The organism is Bacillus sp. EKM208B (assembly GCF_011800725.1).
GTDB classification, from domain to species: domain Bacteria; phylum Bacillota; class Bacilli; order Bacillales; family Bacillaceae; genus Bacillus; species Bacillus velezensis.
This window is the reverse complement of record NZ_JAANHO010000004.1, coordinates 331,935-345,699: the sequence shown is the minus strand read 5'-3', so window position 1 is coordinate 345,699 and position 13,765 is coordinate 331,935. Positions and strand designations below refer to the sequence as shown.

17 protein-coding genes are annotated in these 13,765 nt (G+C 46.5%); 14 read left to right on the top strand and 3 right to left on the bottom strand.

All coding sequences use genetic code 11. The features are described 5' to 3' along the window. Positions 1-85 precede the first annotated feature (85 nt). The gene (gene ctaA, locus G9F75_RS09650; protein WP_095271866.1) at positions 86-1,012 is read right to left on the bottom strand and encodes a heme A synthase CtaA; all 927 of its coding nucleotides are present in this window, start codon (positions 1,010-1,012) and stop codon (positions 86-88) included. 343 nt (positions 1,013-1,355) lie between these two features. Here ctaA and cyoE point away from each other — a divergent pair, with 343 nt between their 5' ends. The 6 genes from cyoE (at position 1,356) to ctaG (ending at position 7,328) form a co-directional block, all read left to right on the top strand. After that, the gene (gene cyoE / locus G9F75_RS09645; RefSeq protein WP_003154486.1) at positions 1,356-2,273 is read left to right on the top strand and encodes a heme o synthase; all 918 of its coding nucleotides are present in this window, start codon (positions 1,356-1,358) and stop codon (positions 2,271-2,273) included. Between the two features lie 217 nt (positions 2,274-2,490). Next, on the top strand, positions 2,491-3,561 hold the full coding sequence (coxB, locus tag G9F75_RS09640; protein WP_014417699.1) for a cytochrome c oxidase subunit II: 1,071 nt from the start codon (positions 2,491-2,493) through the stop codon (positions 3,559-3,561). Positions 3,562-3,592: 31 nt separating this feature from the next. After that, complete coding sequence (ctaD, locus tag G9F75_RS09635) at positions 3,593-5,461, top strand: cytochrome c oxidase subunit I (protein WP_007611227.1); 1,869 nt, start codon at positions 3,593-3,595, stop codon at positions 5,459-5,461. Continuing rightward, positions 5,461-6,084, top strand: coding sequence for a cytochrome c oxidase subunit III (gene ctaE / locus G9F75_RS09630; RefSeq protein WP_003154482.1), 624 nt, complete (start codon positions 5,461-5,463; stop codon positions 6,082-6,084). Before ctaD ends, ctaE begins: the two co-directional genes overlap by 1 nt. Positions 6,085-6,086: 2 nt before the next feature. Continuing rightward, positions 6,087-6,419 carry a cytochrome c oxidase subunit IVB gene (ctaF, locus tag G9F75_RS09625; RefSeq protein WP_007409686.1) on the top strand — a complete coding sequence of 111 codons (333 nt, stop codon included), beginning with the start codon at positions 6,087-6,089 and terminating at the stop codon, positions 6,417-6,419. A 24-nt stretch (positions 6,420-6,443) separates the two neighbouring features. Beyond that, on the top strand, positions 6,444-7,328 hold the full coding sequence (gene ctaG, locus G9F75_RS09620; protein ID WP_017417722.1) for a cytochrome c oxidase assembly factor CtaG: 885 nt from the start codon (positions 6,444-6,446) through the stop codon (positions 7,326-7,328). A gap of 33 nt (positions 7,329-7,361) precedes the next feature. On the opposite strand, the gene G9F75_RS09615 is transcribed toward ctaG, so the two are convergent. Continuing rightward, a complete protein-coding gene (locus tag G9F75_RS09615; RefSeq protein WP_007409688.1) occupies positions 7,362-7,721 on the bottom strand; it encodes a YugN family protein in 360 nt (119 codons plus the stop codon). Between the two features lie 140 nt (positions 7,722-7,861). Between G9F75_RS09615 and G9F75_RS09610 the strand changes: the two genes are divergently transcribed. The 8 genes from G9F75_RS09610 to coaD all read left to right on the top strand — a co-directional run bounded on the left by G9F75_RS09610 (position 7,862) and on the right by coaD (position 12,450). Beyond that, entirely contained in the window at positions 7,862-8,305 is a 444-nt protein-coding gene (locus tag G9F75_RS09610) for a CBS domain-containing protein (protein WP_014417702.1), read from the top strand. Positions 8,306-8,389: 84 nt separating this feature from the next. Next, on the top strand, positions 8,390-9,430 hold the full coding sequence (locus G9F75_RS09605) for a CAP domain-containing protein (RefSeq protein ID WP_014417703.1): 1,041 nt from the start codon (positions 8,390-8,392) through the stop codon (positions 9,428-9,430). 163 nt (positions 9,431-9,593) lie between these two features. Continuing rightward, complete coding sequence (locus G9F75_RS09600) at positions 9,594-10,004, top strand: YlbD family protein (protein WP_045207344.1); 411 nt, start codon at positions 9,594-9,596, stop codon at positions 10,002-10,004. 15 nt (positions 10,005-10,019) lie between these two features. Further along, on the top strand, positions 10,020-10,259 hold the full coding sequence (locus G9F75_RS09595; RefSeq protein WP_003154475.1) for a YlbE-like family protein: 240 nt from the start codon (positions 10,020-10,022) through the stop codon (positions 10,257-10,259). A 70-nt stretch (positions 10,260-10,329) separates the two neighbouring features. After that, the gene (gene ricF / locus G9F75_RS09590) at positions 10,330-10,779 is read left to right on the top strand and encodes a regulatory iron-sulfur-containing complex subunit RicF (protein ID WP_003154472.1); all 450 of its coding nucleotides are present in this window, start codon (positions 10,330-10,332) and stop codon (positions 10,777-10,779) included. Positions 10,780-10,837: 58 nt separating this feature from the next. Further along, complete coding sequence (locus G9F75_RS09585; protein ID WP_003154470.1) at positions 10,838-11,110, top strand: YlbG family protein; 273 nt, start codon at positions 10,838-10,840, stop codon at positions 11,108-11,110. Positions 11,111-11,408: 298 nt separating this feature from the next. Further along, on the top strand, positions 11,409-11,963 hold the full coding sequence (gene rsmD / locus G9F75_RS09580; protein WP_007409693.1) for a 16S rRNA (guanine(966)-N(2))-methyltransferase RsmD: 555 nt from the start codon (positions 11,409-11,411) through the stop codon (positions 11,961-11,963). A gap of 4 nt (positions 11,964-11,967) precedes the next feature. Next, a complete protein-coding gene (coaD, locus tag G9F75_RS09575) occupies positions 11,968-12,450 on the top strand; it encodes a pantetheine-phosphate adenylyltransferase (RefSeq protein ID WP_014417707.1) in 483 nt (160 codons plus the stop codon). Between the two features lie 18 nt (positions 12,451-12,468). Here coaD and ylbJ read toward each other — a convergent pair whose 3' ends face one another. Further along, a complete protein-coding gene (gene ylbJ, locus G9F75_RS09570) occupies positions 12,469-13,695 on the bottom strand; it encodes a sporulation integral membrane protein YlbJ (protein ID WP_053573413.1) in 1,227 nt (408 codons plus the stop codon). Positions 13,696-13,765 lie beyond the last annotated feature (70 nt).

Genomic DNA, 13,765 nt, shown 5'->3' with positions numbered 1-13,765 from the left:
AAAAACCTGATCCGCCCCCGTGTGCGATCAGGTTTTTTATATGTAAAAAGGCCGAAGCTCTAATGCTTCGGCCTTTTCATGTGCCTCAGATGTTCCGCTGTTTTGATTCATAGCGGAAGCGGGCGATTAATAATAAGAAATAGCATAAGACGCCGAACAGGCCGGCAATAAAGAGCGAATGGGCAAGTGCAAAACCGGTGGCCATTTCTGAATAAACAACCATGATTCCGGACAGCGCCTGTAATAAAACAAAGACAAGAGCCGCTATCCAGCCCCCAAGAATCTGTTTTTGATCTTTGTAGGAGCGCACCGCATGTGCAAAAGCGACAAGAATCCATACGAACAGAAGCAGCGCTGCCGTTCTGTGGCCCATCTGCACCCATTCCTGAAAATGGGACGGAAGCCCGTGATTCAGCCTGCTGCAAAGCGGAACGTCAGGGCAGGCAAGGCTTGATTTCGTATGGCGCACATAAGCCCCCGTATAAACGACGATATACGTGTAAATCGAAAGGCCGATCATATGAAACTGCATTTTCCTGCCGATTCTGAGCGGCTTGACGAGCTTTTTGTCTGATTTACCAGCTTCAAATATGAGCAGTGTCAAAATCAGAACAGAAGCGAAAGAAATCAGCGATATGCCGAAATGAAGCGCCATAACGAGCGCATTTGATCCGAAAACAACCGCTAATGCGCCGAGAAGCGCCTGTAAAAATAAAAAGATAATGGACATAATGGCGAGAAAGGTTGTTTCACGGAAAACAGGCGTGACTTTTCTCCATGCCCAAAAAGCGAGGCTCAGCACGAGAACGATTGAGACACCGCTTGCGAGTCTGTGGCTCCATTCAATGATAGAAGCGGCGTTAAGCTCCGGGAAAAACCGGCCGTGGCAAAGCGGCCACTGCCTTCCGCAACCGAGACCCGATCCTGTCTTTGTGACAAGAGCGCCGCCGATCAGCACGACGAGCATGACGAATGTCGTCAGTACGCCGAGCGCTTTCAAAGCTTTATTCATTTTACATTCACCTTCTTAACAAACTGGACAAAATGATATACGTACCAAGTGTAAGCGAATATGTGTTTTGTGGCAATTCTCAATTCTGTTTGTTCACAAAAATATAATAGAATCAGGACTTCTTAGATAATGGGGTTGATTATTCCAGATGGGTCTGATAGAAATAAAGTAACCGCTTTATTAAGAAACCGGCGGATTTGGTAAAATTCATAAAAAGTTCACAAATAAATTCCTGTTTCTCGTTTAATATTTAAGAGGATGTTTTTTTACAGGTCATTATCTTGTATGATAGAGTTGCAGGTCTTAAAAAACCTGCTTTAGGTTTGTAAGGGAGGTTTACGTTATGGCTAATTCCAGAATTTTAAACGATACAGCTATAGACGGACAGATTGAAGAGACGACGGCATGGAAGGATTTCCTTTCGCTTATCAAAATAGGAATCGTCAATTCGAATTTAATTACGACTTTTACCGGCATGTGGCTTGCGTTACATATATCCGGTCTGAGTTTTTTAGGCAATTTAAACACCGTGCTTCTTACATTAATAGGATCTTCTTTGATCATCGCCGGTTCTTGTGCGGTTAACAACTATTACGATCGTGATATTGATCATTTAATGGAACGCACGAAAGTAAGACCGACGGTAACCGGAAAGATTCAGCCGAATCAAGCGCTGTGGTCAGGAATTTTACTCATTGCTTTAGGACTTATCATGCTCTTGATGACCACTGTGATGGCAGCAGTCATCGGTTTTATCGGCGTGTTTACGTACGTTGTTCTTTATACAATGTGGACGAAACGCCGTTATACGATTAATACGGTTGTCGGAAGTGTATCAGGCGCCGTGCCGCCGTTAATCGGCTGGACAGCGGTTGAAGGGCACATCGGTGTTGTCGCGTGGGTTTTATTCATGATTTTATTCATCTGGCAGATTCCGCACTTTTTAGCGCTTGCGATTAAAAAGACGGAAGATTACAGAGCAGCGAATATCCCGATGCTTCCGGTAGTGCACGGCTTTGAAGTGACGAAAAGACAGATTATCGTCTGGGTCGCATGCCTGCTGCCTCTTCCGTTTTTCCTCGGCAGTCTCGGTCTTCCGATCGTCATTCTCGGCACTTTGCTGAATGTCGGATGGCTTGTTCTCGGACTGATGGGATTCCGCATGAAAAACATCATGAAGTGGGCAACTCTTATGTTTGTCTATTCGCTTAATTACATGACCATTTATTTTGTAGCGATGGTGGTCTTCACGCTGTTTTAATTGAATAATGAGCTTGTTTGATCGCCAAAACAAACAATGACAACTAGTAAACGCCGCCTTGACCTTTTGTTTAATCAGGCGGCTTTGCTTTTATACATAGATGGAATTTTAAGTAAAAAATCTCATATTTTAAGAAATGAGGAAATGAAGTATTTCGGCTGGAAGCAGATTTACTGCTTGTGCATCTCGTACTGATTCAAAAAAGGGGTTGGGTGAAATGTTAAAGCGTTGGCGTCTTTTATCATTATTAGCCTTAGTGCCGCTTTTATTGAGCGGCTGTGGAAAACCGTTTCTGTCCACACTCAAGCCTGCCGGCGAAGTGGCTGATAAACAATATGATCTGACGGTGCTCAGCACACTTATCATGGTTGTCGTCGTTGCGGTCGTAGCAGTTATTTTCTTTTACGTCATTGTGAGATTCAGACGGTCGCGTGTAGGGGAAGACACGATACCGAAACAGGTGGAGGGGAACCGTTTTTTAGAAATCACCTGGACCGTTATTCCGATCCTGCTTCTGATTATTCTTGTCATTCCGGTTGTCATCGACACATTGGCACTGGCGGATACGTCGCCGATGGATAAGAAAAACCGTAAAGCAGAGGATGCGCTCGTGATTAATGTAAGGGCGAATTTATACTGGTGGGAATTCGAGTATCCTGATTACGGGTTTGTGACAAGTCAGGAGCTGATCGTTCCCACAGATGAACGCGTCTATTTCAAGCTGAAGTCCTCAGATGTGAAACACTCTTTCTGGATTCCGTCAGCCGGGGGGAAAATCGATACGAATACGGATAATGACAATACTTTCTTTCTGACCTTCGATTCTAAACGCAGCAAAGAAGCGGGAGAATATTTCTTCGGGAAATGCGCAGAGCTGTGCGGACCTTCACATGCGCTGATGGATTTCAAAGTGAAACCGCTGCCGTCAAAAGAATTTAAACAATGGACGAAAGCGATGAAAAATTATAAGCATACAACAGATTCCGGTTTAGCCGCGCAAGGAGAAGAGCTCTTTAAGGAAAAAAACTGCCTGAGCTGTCATGCGGTTGAGCCCAATGATAAACGGGCTGAAGCGGCAAGAACAGCTCCGAACCTCGCTACCTTCGGTGAACGGGTCAAAGTGGCCGGCATTAAGGATGCGAATAAAGAGAATATAAAAGCCTGGCTGAAAAATCCGGACAGCATTAAACCGGGCAATAAAATGACAGGCACTTATCCGAAGCTCTCGGACGCTGAAACGGATGCGCTGTATGAATATTTAAAAGGGCTGAAAGCGGAGAACAAGTGAGGACAGGGAGATATCAGGGGGGAGGTCGCAAATGATGAATACGCTTACAGGACAGCAAAGAAAAAGCTCTTTGCTTTGGGATTATTTGACGACGGTTGACCATAAGAAAATCGCGATTTTATATATGATCGCCGGGGGATTTTTCTTCGTCGTCGGCGGACTTGAGGCCATGCTTATCAGGATTCAGCTCTTGAGGCCGGGGAACGATTTTATGGGTGCGCAGCAGTTTAATGAAATTATGACGATGCACGGCACGACAATGATCTTCCTGGCGGCGATGCCGCTGTTATTCGGGCTGATGAACGCGGTTGTGCCGCTGCAGATCGGGGCGCGTGACGTATCATTCCCATTTTTGAATGCGCTCGGATTTTGGCTGTTTTTCTTCGGAGGCATCTTTTTGAATCTGAGCTGGTTTTTAGGGGGCGCTCCTGATGCAGGATGGACGTCGTACGCGTCACTTGCGCTAAATTCGAAAGGGCACGGCATAGACTTTTTCGTGCTCGGCCTGCAAATATCAGGCTTAGGTACGCTGATTGCGGGGATCAATTTTCTCGCCACGATTATTAATATGAGGGCGCCGGGTTTGACGTATATGAGATTGCCGTTGTTTACGTGGACGACATTTGTGGCGTCGGCACTCATTTTATTCGCATTTCCTCCGCTCACCGTCGGTTTGGCGCTGATGATGCTGGATCGTTTGTTCGGAACGAATTTCTTTAATCCTGAATTGGGCGGCAATACGATAATCTGGGAGCATCTGTTTTGGATTTTCGGGCATCCGGAAGTATACATTTTAATTCTTCCCGCCTTTGGGATTTTTTCAGAAATCATTCCCGTATTTGCGAGGAAACGTCTGTTCGGTTATTCGTCTATGGTCTTTGCGATCGTGCTGATCGGCTTTCTCGGGTTCATGGTTTGGGTTCACCACATGTTTACGACGGGACTCGGACCGATCGCTAATGCAATATTTGCGGTTGCGACGATGGCGATCGCGGTGCCTACGGGCATTAAAATTTTCAACTGGCTTTTGACCATCTGGGGAGGTAACGTCAAATTCACGACGCCTATGCTGTATGCCGTCGCCTTTATTCCTTCTTTCGTACTCGGAGGAGTCACGGGTGTCATGCTGGCGGCCGCAGCGGCAGATTATCAGTTCCATGATACGTATTTTGTCGTAGCGCATTTCCACTATGTCATTATCGGCGGCGTTGTGTTCGGCATCCTGGCGGGTGTGCATTTCTGGTGGCCGAAAATGTTCGGGAAGGTGCTTCATGAAACGATGGGAAAAATTTCGTTCGTCTTATTTTTTATCGGGTTTCATCTTACCTTCTTCATTCAGCATTTCCTCGGCTTGATGGGAATGCCGCGGCGCGTTTACACATATCTGCCCGGCCAGGGTCTTGATACCGGCAACCTGATCAGTTCAATCGGCGCGTTTTTCATGGCGGGCGCGGCTGCTTTACTCGTGGTCAATATTATTTATACCTCAATAAAGGGGAAATACGTCGGGAACGACCCGTGGCTGGACGGTCGTACGCTTGAATGGGCGGTCTCTTCGCCGCCGCCGGAATATAATTTTAAACAGCTTCCGTTTGTCCGGGGACTTGACCCGCTGTGGATTGAAAAGCAGGCCGGAAATGAAGGGATGGCGCCAGCAGAGCCTGTAGAGGACATTCATATGCCGAACGGCTCCATCATGCCGTTTATCATATCTTTCGGGCTGTTTGTCGCAGCGTTCGGGTTTTTATACCACTCCGATTATTCATGGGGGCTTCCGGTTATCTTCATAGGGCTCGGCATCACATTCTTTACCATGCTGCTTCGCTCTGTGGTCGATGATTACGGCTATCATATTCACAAAGAAGATCTGCCGAATGATGATAAAGGGGTGAAGGCGTAATGCAGCTGCAGGAAAAAATGACGGCTGAAACCTTTCCGGCTTCTCCTGAAAAAGCAACGCTGGAAGGGAAAAATAAGTTTTTGGGATTTTGGCTGTTTCTCGGCGGCGAAACGGTTCTGTTCGCCTCGCTATTTGCGACATTCCTTGCTTTACGGGAATCTAAAGCCGGAGGGCCGTCAACGGCTGAGATGTTTGAGCTGCCGATCGTATTTATCGCGACGATGCTTCTTTTAACGAGCAGCTTAACGAGTGTGTATGCGATGTATCATATGAAAAATTTCTCCTTTAAAAAAATGCAGGTGTGGCTTCTGGTTACCGTTTTATTGGGAGCAGGATTTTTAGGGGTAGAAATCTATGAATTTATGCATTACACTCACGAATTCGGCTTTACCATTACAAGCTCTGCGCTCGGCTCAGCGTTTTACACGCTGGTCGGCACACACGGAGCACACGTGGCGTTCGGGCTGTTGTGGATCAGCGCGCTTATGATCCGGAATGCGAAAAGAGGGCTCAGCCTTTATAATGCGCCGAAATATTATGTGGCCAGCTTATATTGGCATTTTATCGATGTCGTGTGGGTCTTTATCTTTACCGTTGTATATTTGATGGGGATGGTGGGATAACGATGGACGATAACAAAAACAGAGGGACTGTCAGTACGGATCTCGAATATCGGAAAAAGAAAAATGCCGAGGAGATGAAATATCAGGTCATATCCTTCGGTTTGATGATCGGCCTTACGCTTGTCGCGTTTTTGACGGTGGCTGCTGACGGCATTGCCGGATGGTTTACGATGCCGTTTCTGATCCTGCTTGCGGTCATCCAGGTCATCTTTCAGCTGTTTTACTTTATGCATATGAGCCAGAAGGGGCATGAAGCGCCGTCATTATTTCTGTATTCGGGAATATTTGTCGCGTTTATCACCGTGCTTGCATTTGTCACGATTATTTGGTGGTAATCGGGACGGCGGGGAGTGAGAGATTTGATTAATTTGGAAATGTTCGGGTTTCGCGCAATGTGGAGCCCGTATCTGTTTTGTATAACTGCCGTGATAACAGGTGTTTACTTTTACTGGTGCAGCCGGCATAAAGGACGTGTGGCCGCTAAGGAGAAGGTGCTGTTTGTGCTTTCCGCGCTATTTTTTTACACGGCTGCGGGAAGTCCGGTTGATTTATTGGGCCATGTGATGTTCAGTGCCCATATGGCGCAGATGGCGGTTCTGTTTTTAGTCGTACCGCCGCTGTTGATTTCCGGAATTCCCGGCTGGGCATGGAAAAAACTGATCTTCCGTCCTGTCGTAAAGCCGCTGTTTTCGTTCTTTTCAATGCCGCTTATTGCATTAGTGCTGTTTAACGGTATTTTTTCACTGTATCACATCCCGTTTATATTTGATTTCGTCAAAACGGATTCGCTGTATCACACGCTGATGAACGGACTCATCTTTGTAACGGCGTTTTTTATGTGGTGGCCGCTTGTGCATAAGGTGGACGGTCTGCCCCGTCTCAGCGGTTTAATGAAGCTGGGGTATATTATGGCAGACGGGATTCTGTTAACGCCGGCCTGCGCGCTCATTATGTTCAGCGGGGCGCCCATGTATGCCACGTATACAGATCCGGCGGCTTGGGCCGAAGCAATGAAGCTTTGCGTTCCTTTAGATTTGCTGGAGGAGATCCCTTTATCCGGACCGGAGATGTTTAACACGCTGCCTCCTCTGGAAGATCAGCAGCTTGGGGCAGTACTGATGAAAATCATTCAAGAGGCGGTCTACGGAACTTATTTGGCTGTCATCTTTTTTCAGTGGGTCAGAACGGAACGGGAAAAAGATACGCTGTCAGAGCCGCCGTATATCGAGCATACCGTCTCATAAAAAAAGTACAGCAGAATATGCTGTACTTTTTTATTACATTTGCACTGTTTTTAATGACTCTTCCAATTCAAGCAGTAAAGCTTTGCTTTCAGCGACGACATGTTCCGGAAATTCTTCAGCGCTGCCGTATTCTACGCCGTGCGGATAATAATGCTTTCCTAAAAGAGGGGCCTTCAGCTGAATCACGGCCCTGCTGCCGCCGACATCGCCCTCTTTTGCCGTTCCTTGAATCCGCAGATAAAATGTTCCCTCAGGTACTGAAAACTTTTTGTCGTAAGTCACTCTTTCATAATCCCATTGTCCAGCCAGAATGAGCCCTTTACCTTCCATCAGATCATTCAAGCGGCTGAGCTCCGCTGTTACCCCTTCAAGACCGCTGTTTTCAAACTTCAAACCTTCCCCCTCCTTTTAAAAATGCCCTTTCCTGACAATCATAGTATGAAAGCGTTACACTTTCAATGATTCATACGGTGAAAGTATGCAAAAAGAAAAATTTGACGACAATAGTAGCAGAAAAAAGGAGGAATTCCGCAATGACAAAGATCAATAAGCTCATGACGTCAGACTTGCAATATTGTACAGTATTAGATAATGTATATGAAGCTGCGGTGAAGATGAAAGACGCGGATGTCGGCGCCATTCCGATAGTGGATGAAGACGGCGCGACCCTTGTCGGGATCGTGACAGACAGAGATCTCGTATTACGGGGAATTGCTTCAAAAAAGCCGAACTCTCAAAAAATAACCGACGCAATGACAGAGCGGGTTATCAGTGCAGAAGAAGACGCCTCTGTGGAGGAGGTGCTCCATTTGATGGCTGAACATCAGCTCAGAAGAATTCCCGTCACAAAGGATAAAAAACTGGTCGGCATTGTTACGCTCGGCGATCTTTCGTTGGCCGAGCAATCAAATGAGCAAGCAGGCCGGGCGCTGTCTGACATTTCTGAAGACGGCGGTCCGGAGGGGTTTATCCATTAAACATAAATCACGGACGATGCAAATAGGCTGTACTGTATAAGAGTAAACAAAAACAGAACGGTTTGAACATATGGGGGTGAGAGGTTGAAAAATATCGCAAGGGCTCTCGTTATCCTTTTGCTTATTTACGGAGCGTATGTTCTGTTTATACAATATGGATCGGCTCCTCAGAAAAAGACGGATCAGGAGGAGCCTCAGGTTTCCAATGAAGAAGAGAGCGGAAAACGGCTGAAAATGCCGTCATCCGGACTGCTTTCTCTCATGGGGAAATCTGCCGCCGATGTGAAAAAGAAACTTGGGGAACCGTCCCGGAAAGATCCTTCTGCCTACGATTACGAGTGGTGGGTGTACAACCAGGGGAAAGACCAATACGTACAAGTCGGTATTTTGAATGATAAAGCCGTGACTTTATATGCTTCGGGAAGCGGCATCAACGCAAAACCGTTTAAGATCGGCGAATCGACGGGCGAAGTTTTTAAAACGACGCAGGTTTCTCCTTTTGTCAATGTGACTGACAAGGGAAACACGTATCGGTTCGAGTTTTCTGAAGAAGATATCAATACCCGTCCCACCGTTAAAATAGGCGGGATGTATGTTCAGCTGTACATGGACAAATTTGACGGGAATCTGTCAAGCATCAGGGCATTTGATGCGGAAACACTTGTGAAACAAAGGCCGTATGAAGTCATGTACAGAGGAAAGCTGACAGAACCCGAGCCAGTTTCTGATGAAAAATGGAACGACATTGAACGAGCGAGTGAGCAGCAGATTCTCGACATTACAAATGTCATCCGCGTGAAACACGGACTGGCAAGGCTGAAATGGGACGAAGGCGCCGCAAAAGTGGCATTCGGCCACAGCAAGGACATGAAGGATAACAAGTATTTCTCTCACGTCTCAAAGAAATACGGGACTCTGAAGGACCGCTTGGAAAAAGGCGATGTGAAATACCGGGAGGCCGGTGAAAATATTGCCTACAACTATGTGGACGGTCCTGCAGCCGTGGAGGGCTGGCTGAACAGCGAAGGCCACAGAAAGGCGCTGTTAAGCCCGGATTATACGCACCTCGGTGTCGGCGTGGACCGGAAGTATTATACGCAAAACTTCATTAAGCCTTGGCAGTAAAAACCGCAGAGGGGCGCGTCCCCCGCGGTTTTTTTATGTTTTTTCGCGAGCGGCGCTCCTGCTGAAAAAAATATACCTGCTTTTTTTCGCAATTTAGGCGAACATTAAGGCGAATGAACCGATACATTATAGCAGGCAAAACTTTTCGGAGGGGGTGAGAATTGTGGCGAATCAGCAATCACGGCAATCAATCGATGATTTTAAACAATTCGTAAAAAAGCATCCCAAACTGATCCAAAATGTTCGCAAGGAACAAAGAAGCTGGCAGGAAGTCTATGAAAACTGGGTTCTTCTGGGCGAGGATGATCCGATATGGACCCCTTTTAAAGACGAGGCCGTTCAGCCTTCTTCCGACGCGGAAACCAAACAGGAACCAGCTGAAAAAAACGATTTCGTTTCAAAAATGGTCACTGCCGTCAAAAAGATGGATATCAACCAAATGAATGAGCAGATCAATAAAATGAGCCAATCCATTTCATCATTGCAAAGCCTTTTAAGCCAATTTTCGGGGAGCAGCACGAAGCAGCCCCGGCAAGGCTCCGGACAACATCCTTTTTCGTTCAGGAAGGATTAAAGAAGGGGATCGTGTATGCGAAAAGAGGTTCAGGAATTCATATCCGCAGATGAGGAACGGAAACGGTTTATACGGCAGCGTCCCGTCTGGTACCGCAGACTTGCGAGAAAACCGGACGATCTCAATTCCTTTCAGCTTGACATGATGAATTTTTATGAAAAGACGATACCGCATCGGGTAAGCCAATTCTCAAACGGGATTCAAATGGCGCAGATGATGATGCAGATGGTTCACGCCATGCGTTCACAGGATTAAAAAGCGTTTAAACGCCGCATTTTCCAATTGGGTGGTTTCATGGTAAACTAGCAACTGGAGGTGCGTATTTATGTATGCAACAATTGAGTCCGTCAAGCTTCAAAGTGAAGCGGAGCAGCTTGCCGGCATGATTCTGCAGTCTGAGACGGCTGAAAATTACCGCGATTGTTACAAGCGTCTCCGTGAAGATGAAGAGGCAGGGCGGATCATTCGTTCTTTTATGAGCGTTAAAGAGCAGTATGAGGATGTGCAGCGCTTTGGCAAATACCATCCTGATTATAGAGAGATTTCCCGCAAAATGAGAGAAATGAAGCGGGAACTGGATTTAAACGATAAGGTGGCCGAATTTAAAAAAGCGGAGACTGAGCTTCAGTCGCTGCTTGACGAGATCAGCATTGAACTCGGAACGGCCGTCTCGGAGCATGTAAAAGTTCCGACGGGGAATCCTTATTTTGACGGCCTGTCATCCTGCGGCGGCGGGTGCGGTTCCGGCGGCGGCTGCGGATGCAAAGTTTCCTGACGAGACGGCCGTCTCGTCTTTTACATAAAATGAACAGAAAGTCAGGCGGGTGATCATGATGGAAAATAAGCGCCAAGGCATAATCGTATATCTGCATTCTTTAAAACACAGCAAAATGCTGAGAAAATTCGGCAACGTTCATTATGTTTCCAAGCGGCTGAAATACGTTGTGCTGTATTGCGATATGGATCTAATCGAAAAAACAATGGAAAAGATTTCTTCTTATTCTTATGTGAAGAAGGTAGAGCCTTCTTATAAACCTTTTTTAAAGCTGGAATTTGAATCAAAGCTTGATAAAGCGAAAGAGTACGATTATAAAGTCGGTATATAAAAAAATCCCCGCAGATACCTGCGGGGTCCTTCTATTCCTTAACAAGTTAAGGAGAAGGAAAAGGGAGAGGAGAAACCGGAGGAAGAACTTATGGGGAAACGTAAGTCTTCTCCGCGGTTGGCAACAACATCATTCATTGATGCTGTTACACTTAGTCTTGACAGGAATGTGAATATGTATACACGGTTTCACGTTCATTGTTTGAAAGAATGCTTTATGATAAGATAAGGATTGTTTTGATACATAACGGCTCAGCCGATGAGAAACATCAAAGTTTTCAGAAAAAGTGGTGTGAATAATGAGAGTAATTTCCGGTTCAAGAAAAGGACGAGCCTTAAAGGCTGTGCCGGGCACATCAACAAGGCCGACGACGGATAAAGTAAAAGAGTCTATTTTTAATATGATCGGCCCGTATTTTGACGGAGGAACGGGGCTGGATTTATTTGCGGGGAGCGGCGGTCTCGGGATTGAAGCGCTGTCGCGCGGATTTGACCGCTGTATCTTTGTGGATCGTGATTTCAAAGCCATCCAAACGGTAAAAGCGAATATCAAAGCGCTTGATCTGCTGTCTTCAGCGGAAGTATACCGCAATGATGCAGAGCGGGCTCTCTATGCCGCGGCGAAACGGGAAAAAGGTTTTGACGGAATTTTCTTAGATCCTCCGTATAAGGAGCAAAAGCTGAAAGCGCTTATCGAAATGATTGATGAGCAGAACATGCTGAATGAAGACGGTTTTGTCGTAGCCGAGCATGATAAAGCCGTTGCGCTTCCTGAAGCCGTCGGCGCGCTTTCCGTAACAAGAAGGGAAATTTACGGGCTTACAGGAGTGACGATATACCGAAATAGGGGGTAGTGATGTGGCAAGTATAGCTGTATGTCCCGGAAGTTTTGATCCCGTTACCTACGGACATCTGGACATTATCAGACGGGGGGCAAACGTGTTTGAGCAGGTGTACGTATGCGTGCTCAATAATTCTTCTAAGCAGCCGCTGTTTACAGTTGAGGAACGATGTGAGCTGTTAAGAGAAGTGACAAAAGACATACCGAATGTTACGGTCGAGACGTCACAGGGACTGTTAATCGACTATGCGAAAAAAAAGCGGGCGAAGGCGATTATCAGGGGGCTCAGAGCCGTTTCTGACTTCGAATATGAGATGCAGGGGACTTCCGTCAACCGCGTGCTCGACGAATCAATAGAAACTTTTTTTATGATGACGAACAATCAGTACTCTTTTTTAAGTTCAAGCATCGTAAAAGAAGTCGCAAAATATAACGGGCCTGTTTCAGAGTTTGTTCCTCCGGAAGTTGAACAGGCGCTGAAGCAGAAATTTAAAGGATGAGAAGCGCTGATTGGCGTCTCATCCTTTTTTTGTCCGTGCTGACAGCCTGTAACAATAAATCAATGCGTATACGGCGAGAGCTGTCAGCGTGATGGCGGGTCCGGTTTCAACAAGTGTATTCCATCCGCTGACGACAGCAGATACCGCTTCCTGATCGCGGAAAGGGAGGAATACGGACTGGTAAGGTTCGTCCAATGCAAGGTAAAGCGGCTTCCACAGTAAGAGAATAAAGAGTGCGGCATAAATGCCCTGAAGGATACGCGCCGCGAAAAACGGTTTAAAGCGGATATCTGTTTCCGATAAAATGCCGGCTACCTGGGCCTGTACGGAAAGGCCGCTGAACCCGAGAATAAAACTCACAATCATGGCTTTCGGCAGCAAGTCGGCATCAGCTTCACTGACCAGTTTGCTCCCAAGTGTAATTTCAAACATCCCGCTGATAAGAGGGATGTCCAGATTTGCCGGAAGATGAAAAAGCGAAAGCAGCGCGTTTGTAAATACAGAAAGCACATCCATGACTTGTACGATTGATAATAACCGGCTGAAAACCGAAAACAATATAATAAAACCGCCCACCATCAGCAAGGTTTGTACAGAAGAGGTGACGGCGTCGCCCAAAATTTTTCCGAGCGGCCGCTTTTCCGAAAGCCGCGCCTTGTGGAGGGCCAGAAATGCTTCCTTCAGAGAAGGGAGAGCGATCGTCTTTTTACCGGTATACGCCGCTTCTTCTTTCCGTCCGTATGAACGCATCGTCAGGCCGACGGCGATGTTTCCGAGATAGTGAGCCGATGCCAGCAGAATGCCGAGAGACGCGTTATGAAAAAAGCCGACTGCCACAGCAGCGAATATAAATAACGGATTGGATGAATTGGTAAAAGAGACGAGGCGTTCAGCCTCTACTCTGGAGATTTGTTTATCCTGGCGCAGCCGTGCAGTCAGCTTCGCGCCGGCCGGATTGCCTGAAGCCATGCCCATAGCCAGTACAAATCCGCCGACCCCCGGCACTCTGAAAATGGGACGCATAAAGGGTTCGAGTAAAAGGCCGACAAACTTGACAATGCCGAATCCGATTAAAAGCTCAGATAGAATAAAAAACGGAAGCAATGAAGGAAAAACTACCTCCCACCACATGGAAAGACCGGTTTTGGAGGCTTCGAATGAGGCCTGAGGGTGTGAAATAACCGTCGCCGTCAAAAAAATGAAAAACAATGAAATCAAAAATGTATGAAACTTAGACAAATTCATTCTTACCTCCCCGATGCTAAAATTGCACACTGACATTTATATCATGATAAAATATAGAACAGACCTTAAA

What these genes read in the sequence shown, in the direction of transcription:
- ctaA (WP_095271866.1), bottom strand. Translation starts at nt 1,012, where the DNA reads ATGAATAAAGCTTTGAAAGCGCTCGGCGTACTGACGACATTCGTCATG.
- cyoE (WP_003154486.1), top strand. Translation starts at nt 1,356, where the DNA reads ATGGCTAATTCCAGAATTTTAAACGATACAGCTATAGACGGACAGATT.
- coxB (WP_014417699.1), top strand. Translation starts at nt 2,491, where the DNA reads ATGTTAAAGCGTTGGCGTCTTTTATCATTATTAGCCTTAGTGCCGCTT.
- ctaD (WP_007611227.1), top strand. Translation starts at nt 3,593, where the DNA reads ATGATGAATACGCTTACAGGACAGCAAAGAAAAAGCTCTTTGCTTTGG.
- ctaE (WP_003154482.1), top strand. Translation starts at nt 5,461, where the DNA reads ATGCAGCTGCAGGAAAAAATGACGGCTGAAACCTTTCCGGCTTCTCCT.
- ctaF (WP_007409686.1), top strand. Translation starts at nt 6,087, where the DNA reads ATGGACGATAACAAAAACAGAGGGACTGTCAGTACGGATCTCGAATAT.
- G9F75_RS09610 (WP_014417702.1), top strand. Translation starts at nt 7,862, where the DNA reads ATGACAAAGATCAATAAGCTCATGACGTCAGACTTGCAATATTGTACA.
- G9F75_RS09595 (WP_003154475.1), top strand. Translation starts at nt 10,020, where the DNA reads ATGCGAAAAGAGGTTCAGGAATTCATATCCGCAGATGAGGAACGGAAA.
- ricF (WP_003154472.1), top strand. Translation starts at nt 10,330, where the DNA reads ATGTATGCAACAATTGAGTCCGTCAAGCTTCAAAGTGAAGCGGAGCAG.
- G9F75_RS09585 (WP_003154470.1), top strand. Translation starts at nt 10,838, where the DNA reads ATGGAAAATAAGCGCCAAGGCATAATCGTATATCTGCATTCTTTAAAA.
- rsmD (WP_007409693.1), top strand. Translation starts at nt 11,409, where the DNA reads ATGAGAGTAATTTCCGGTTCAAGAAAAGGACGAGCCTTAAAGGCTGTG.
- ylbJ (WP_053573413.1), bottom strand. Translation starts at nt 13,695, where the DNA reads ATGAATTTGTCTAAGTTTCATACATTTTTGATTTCATTGTTTTTCATT.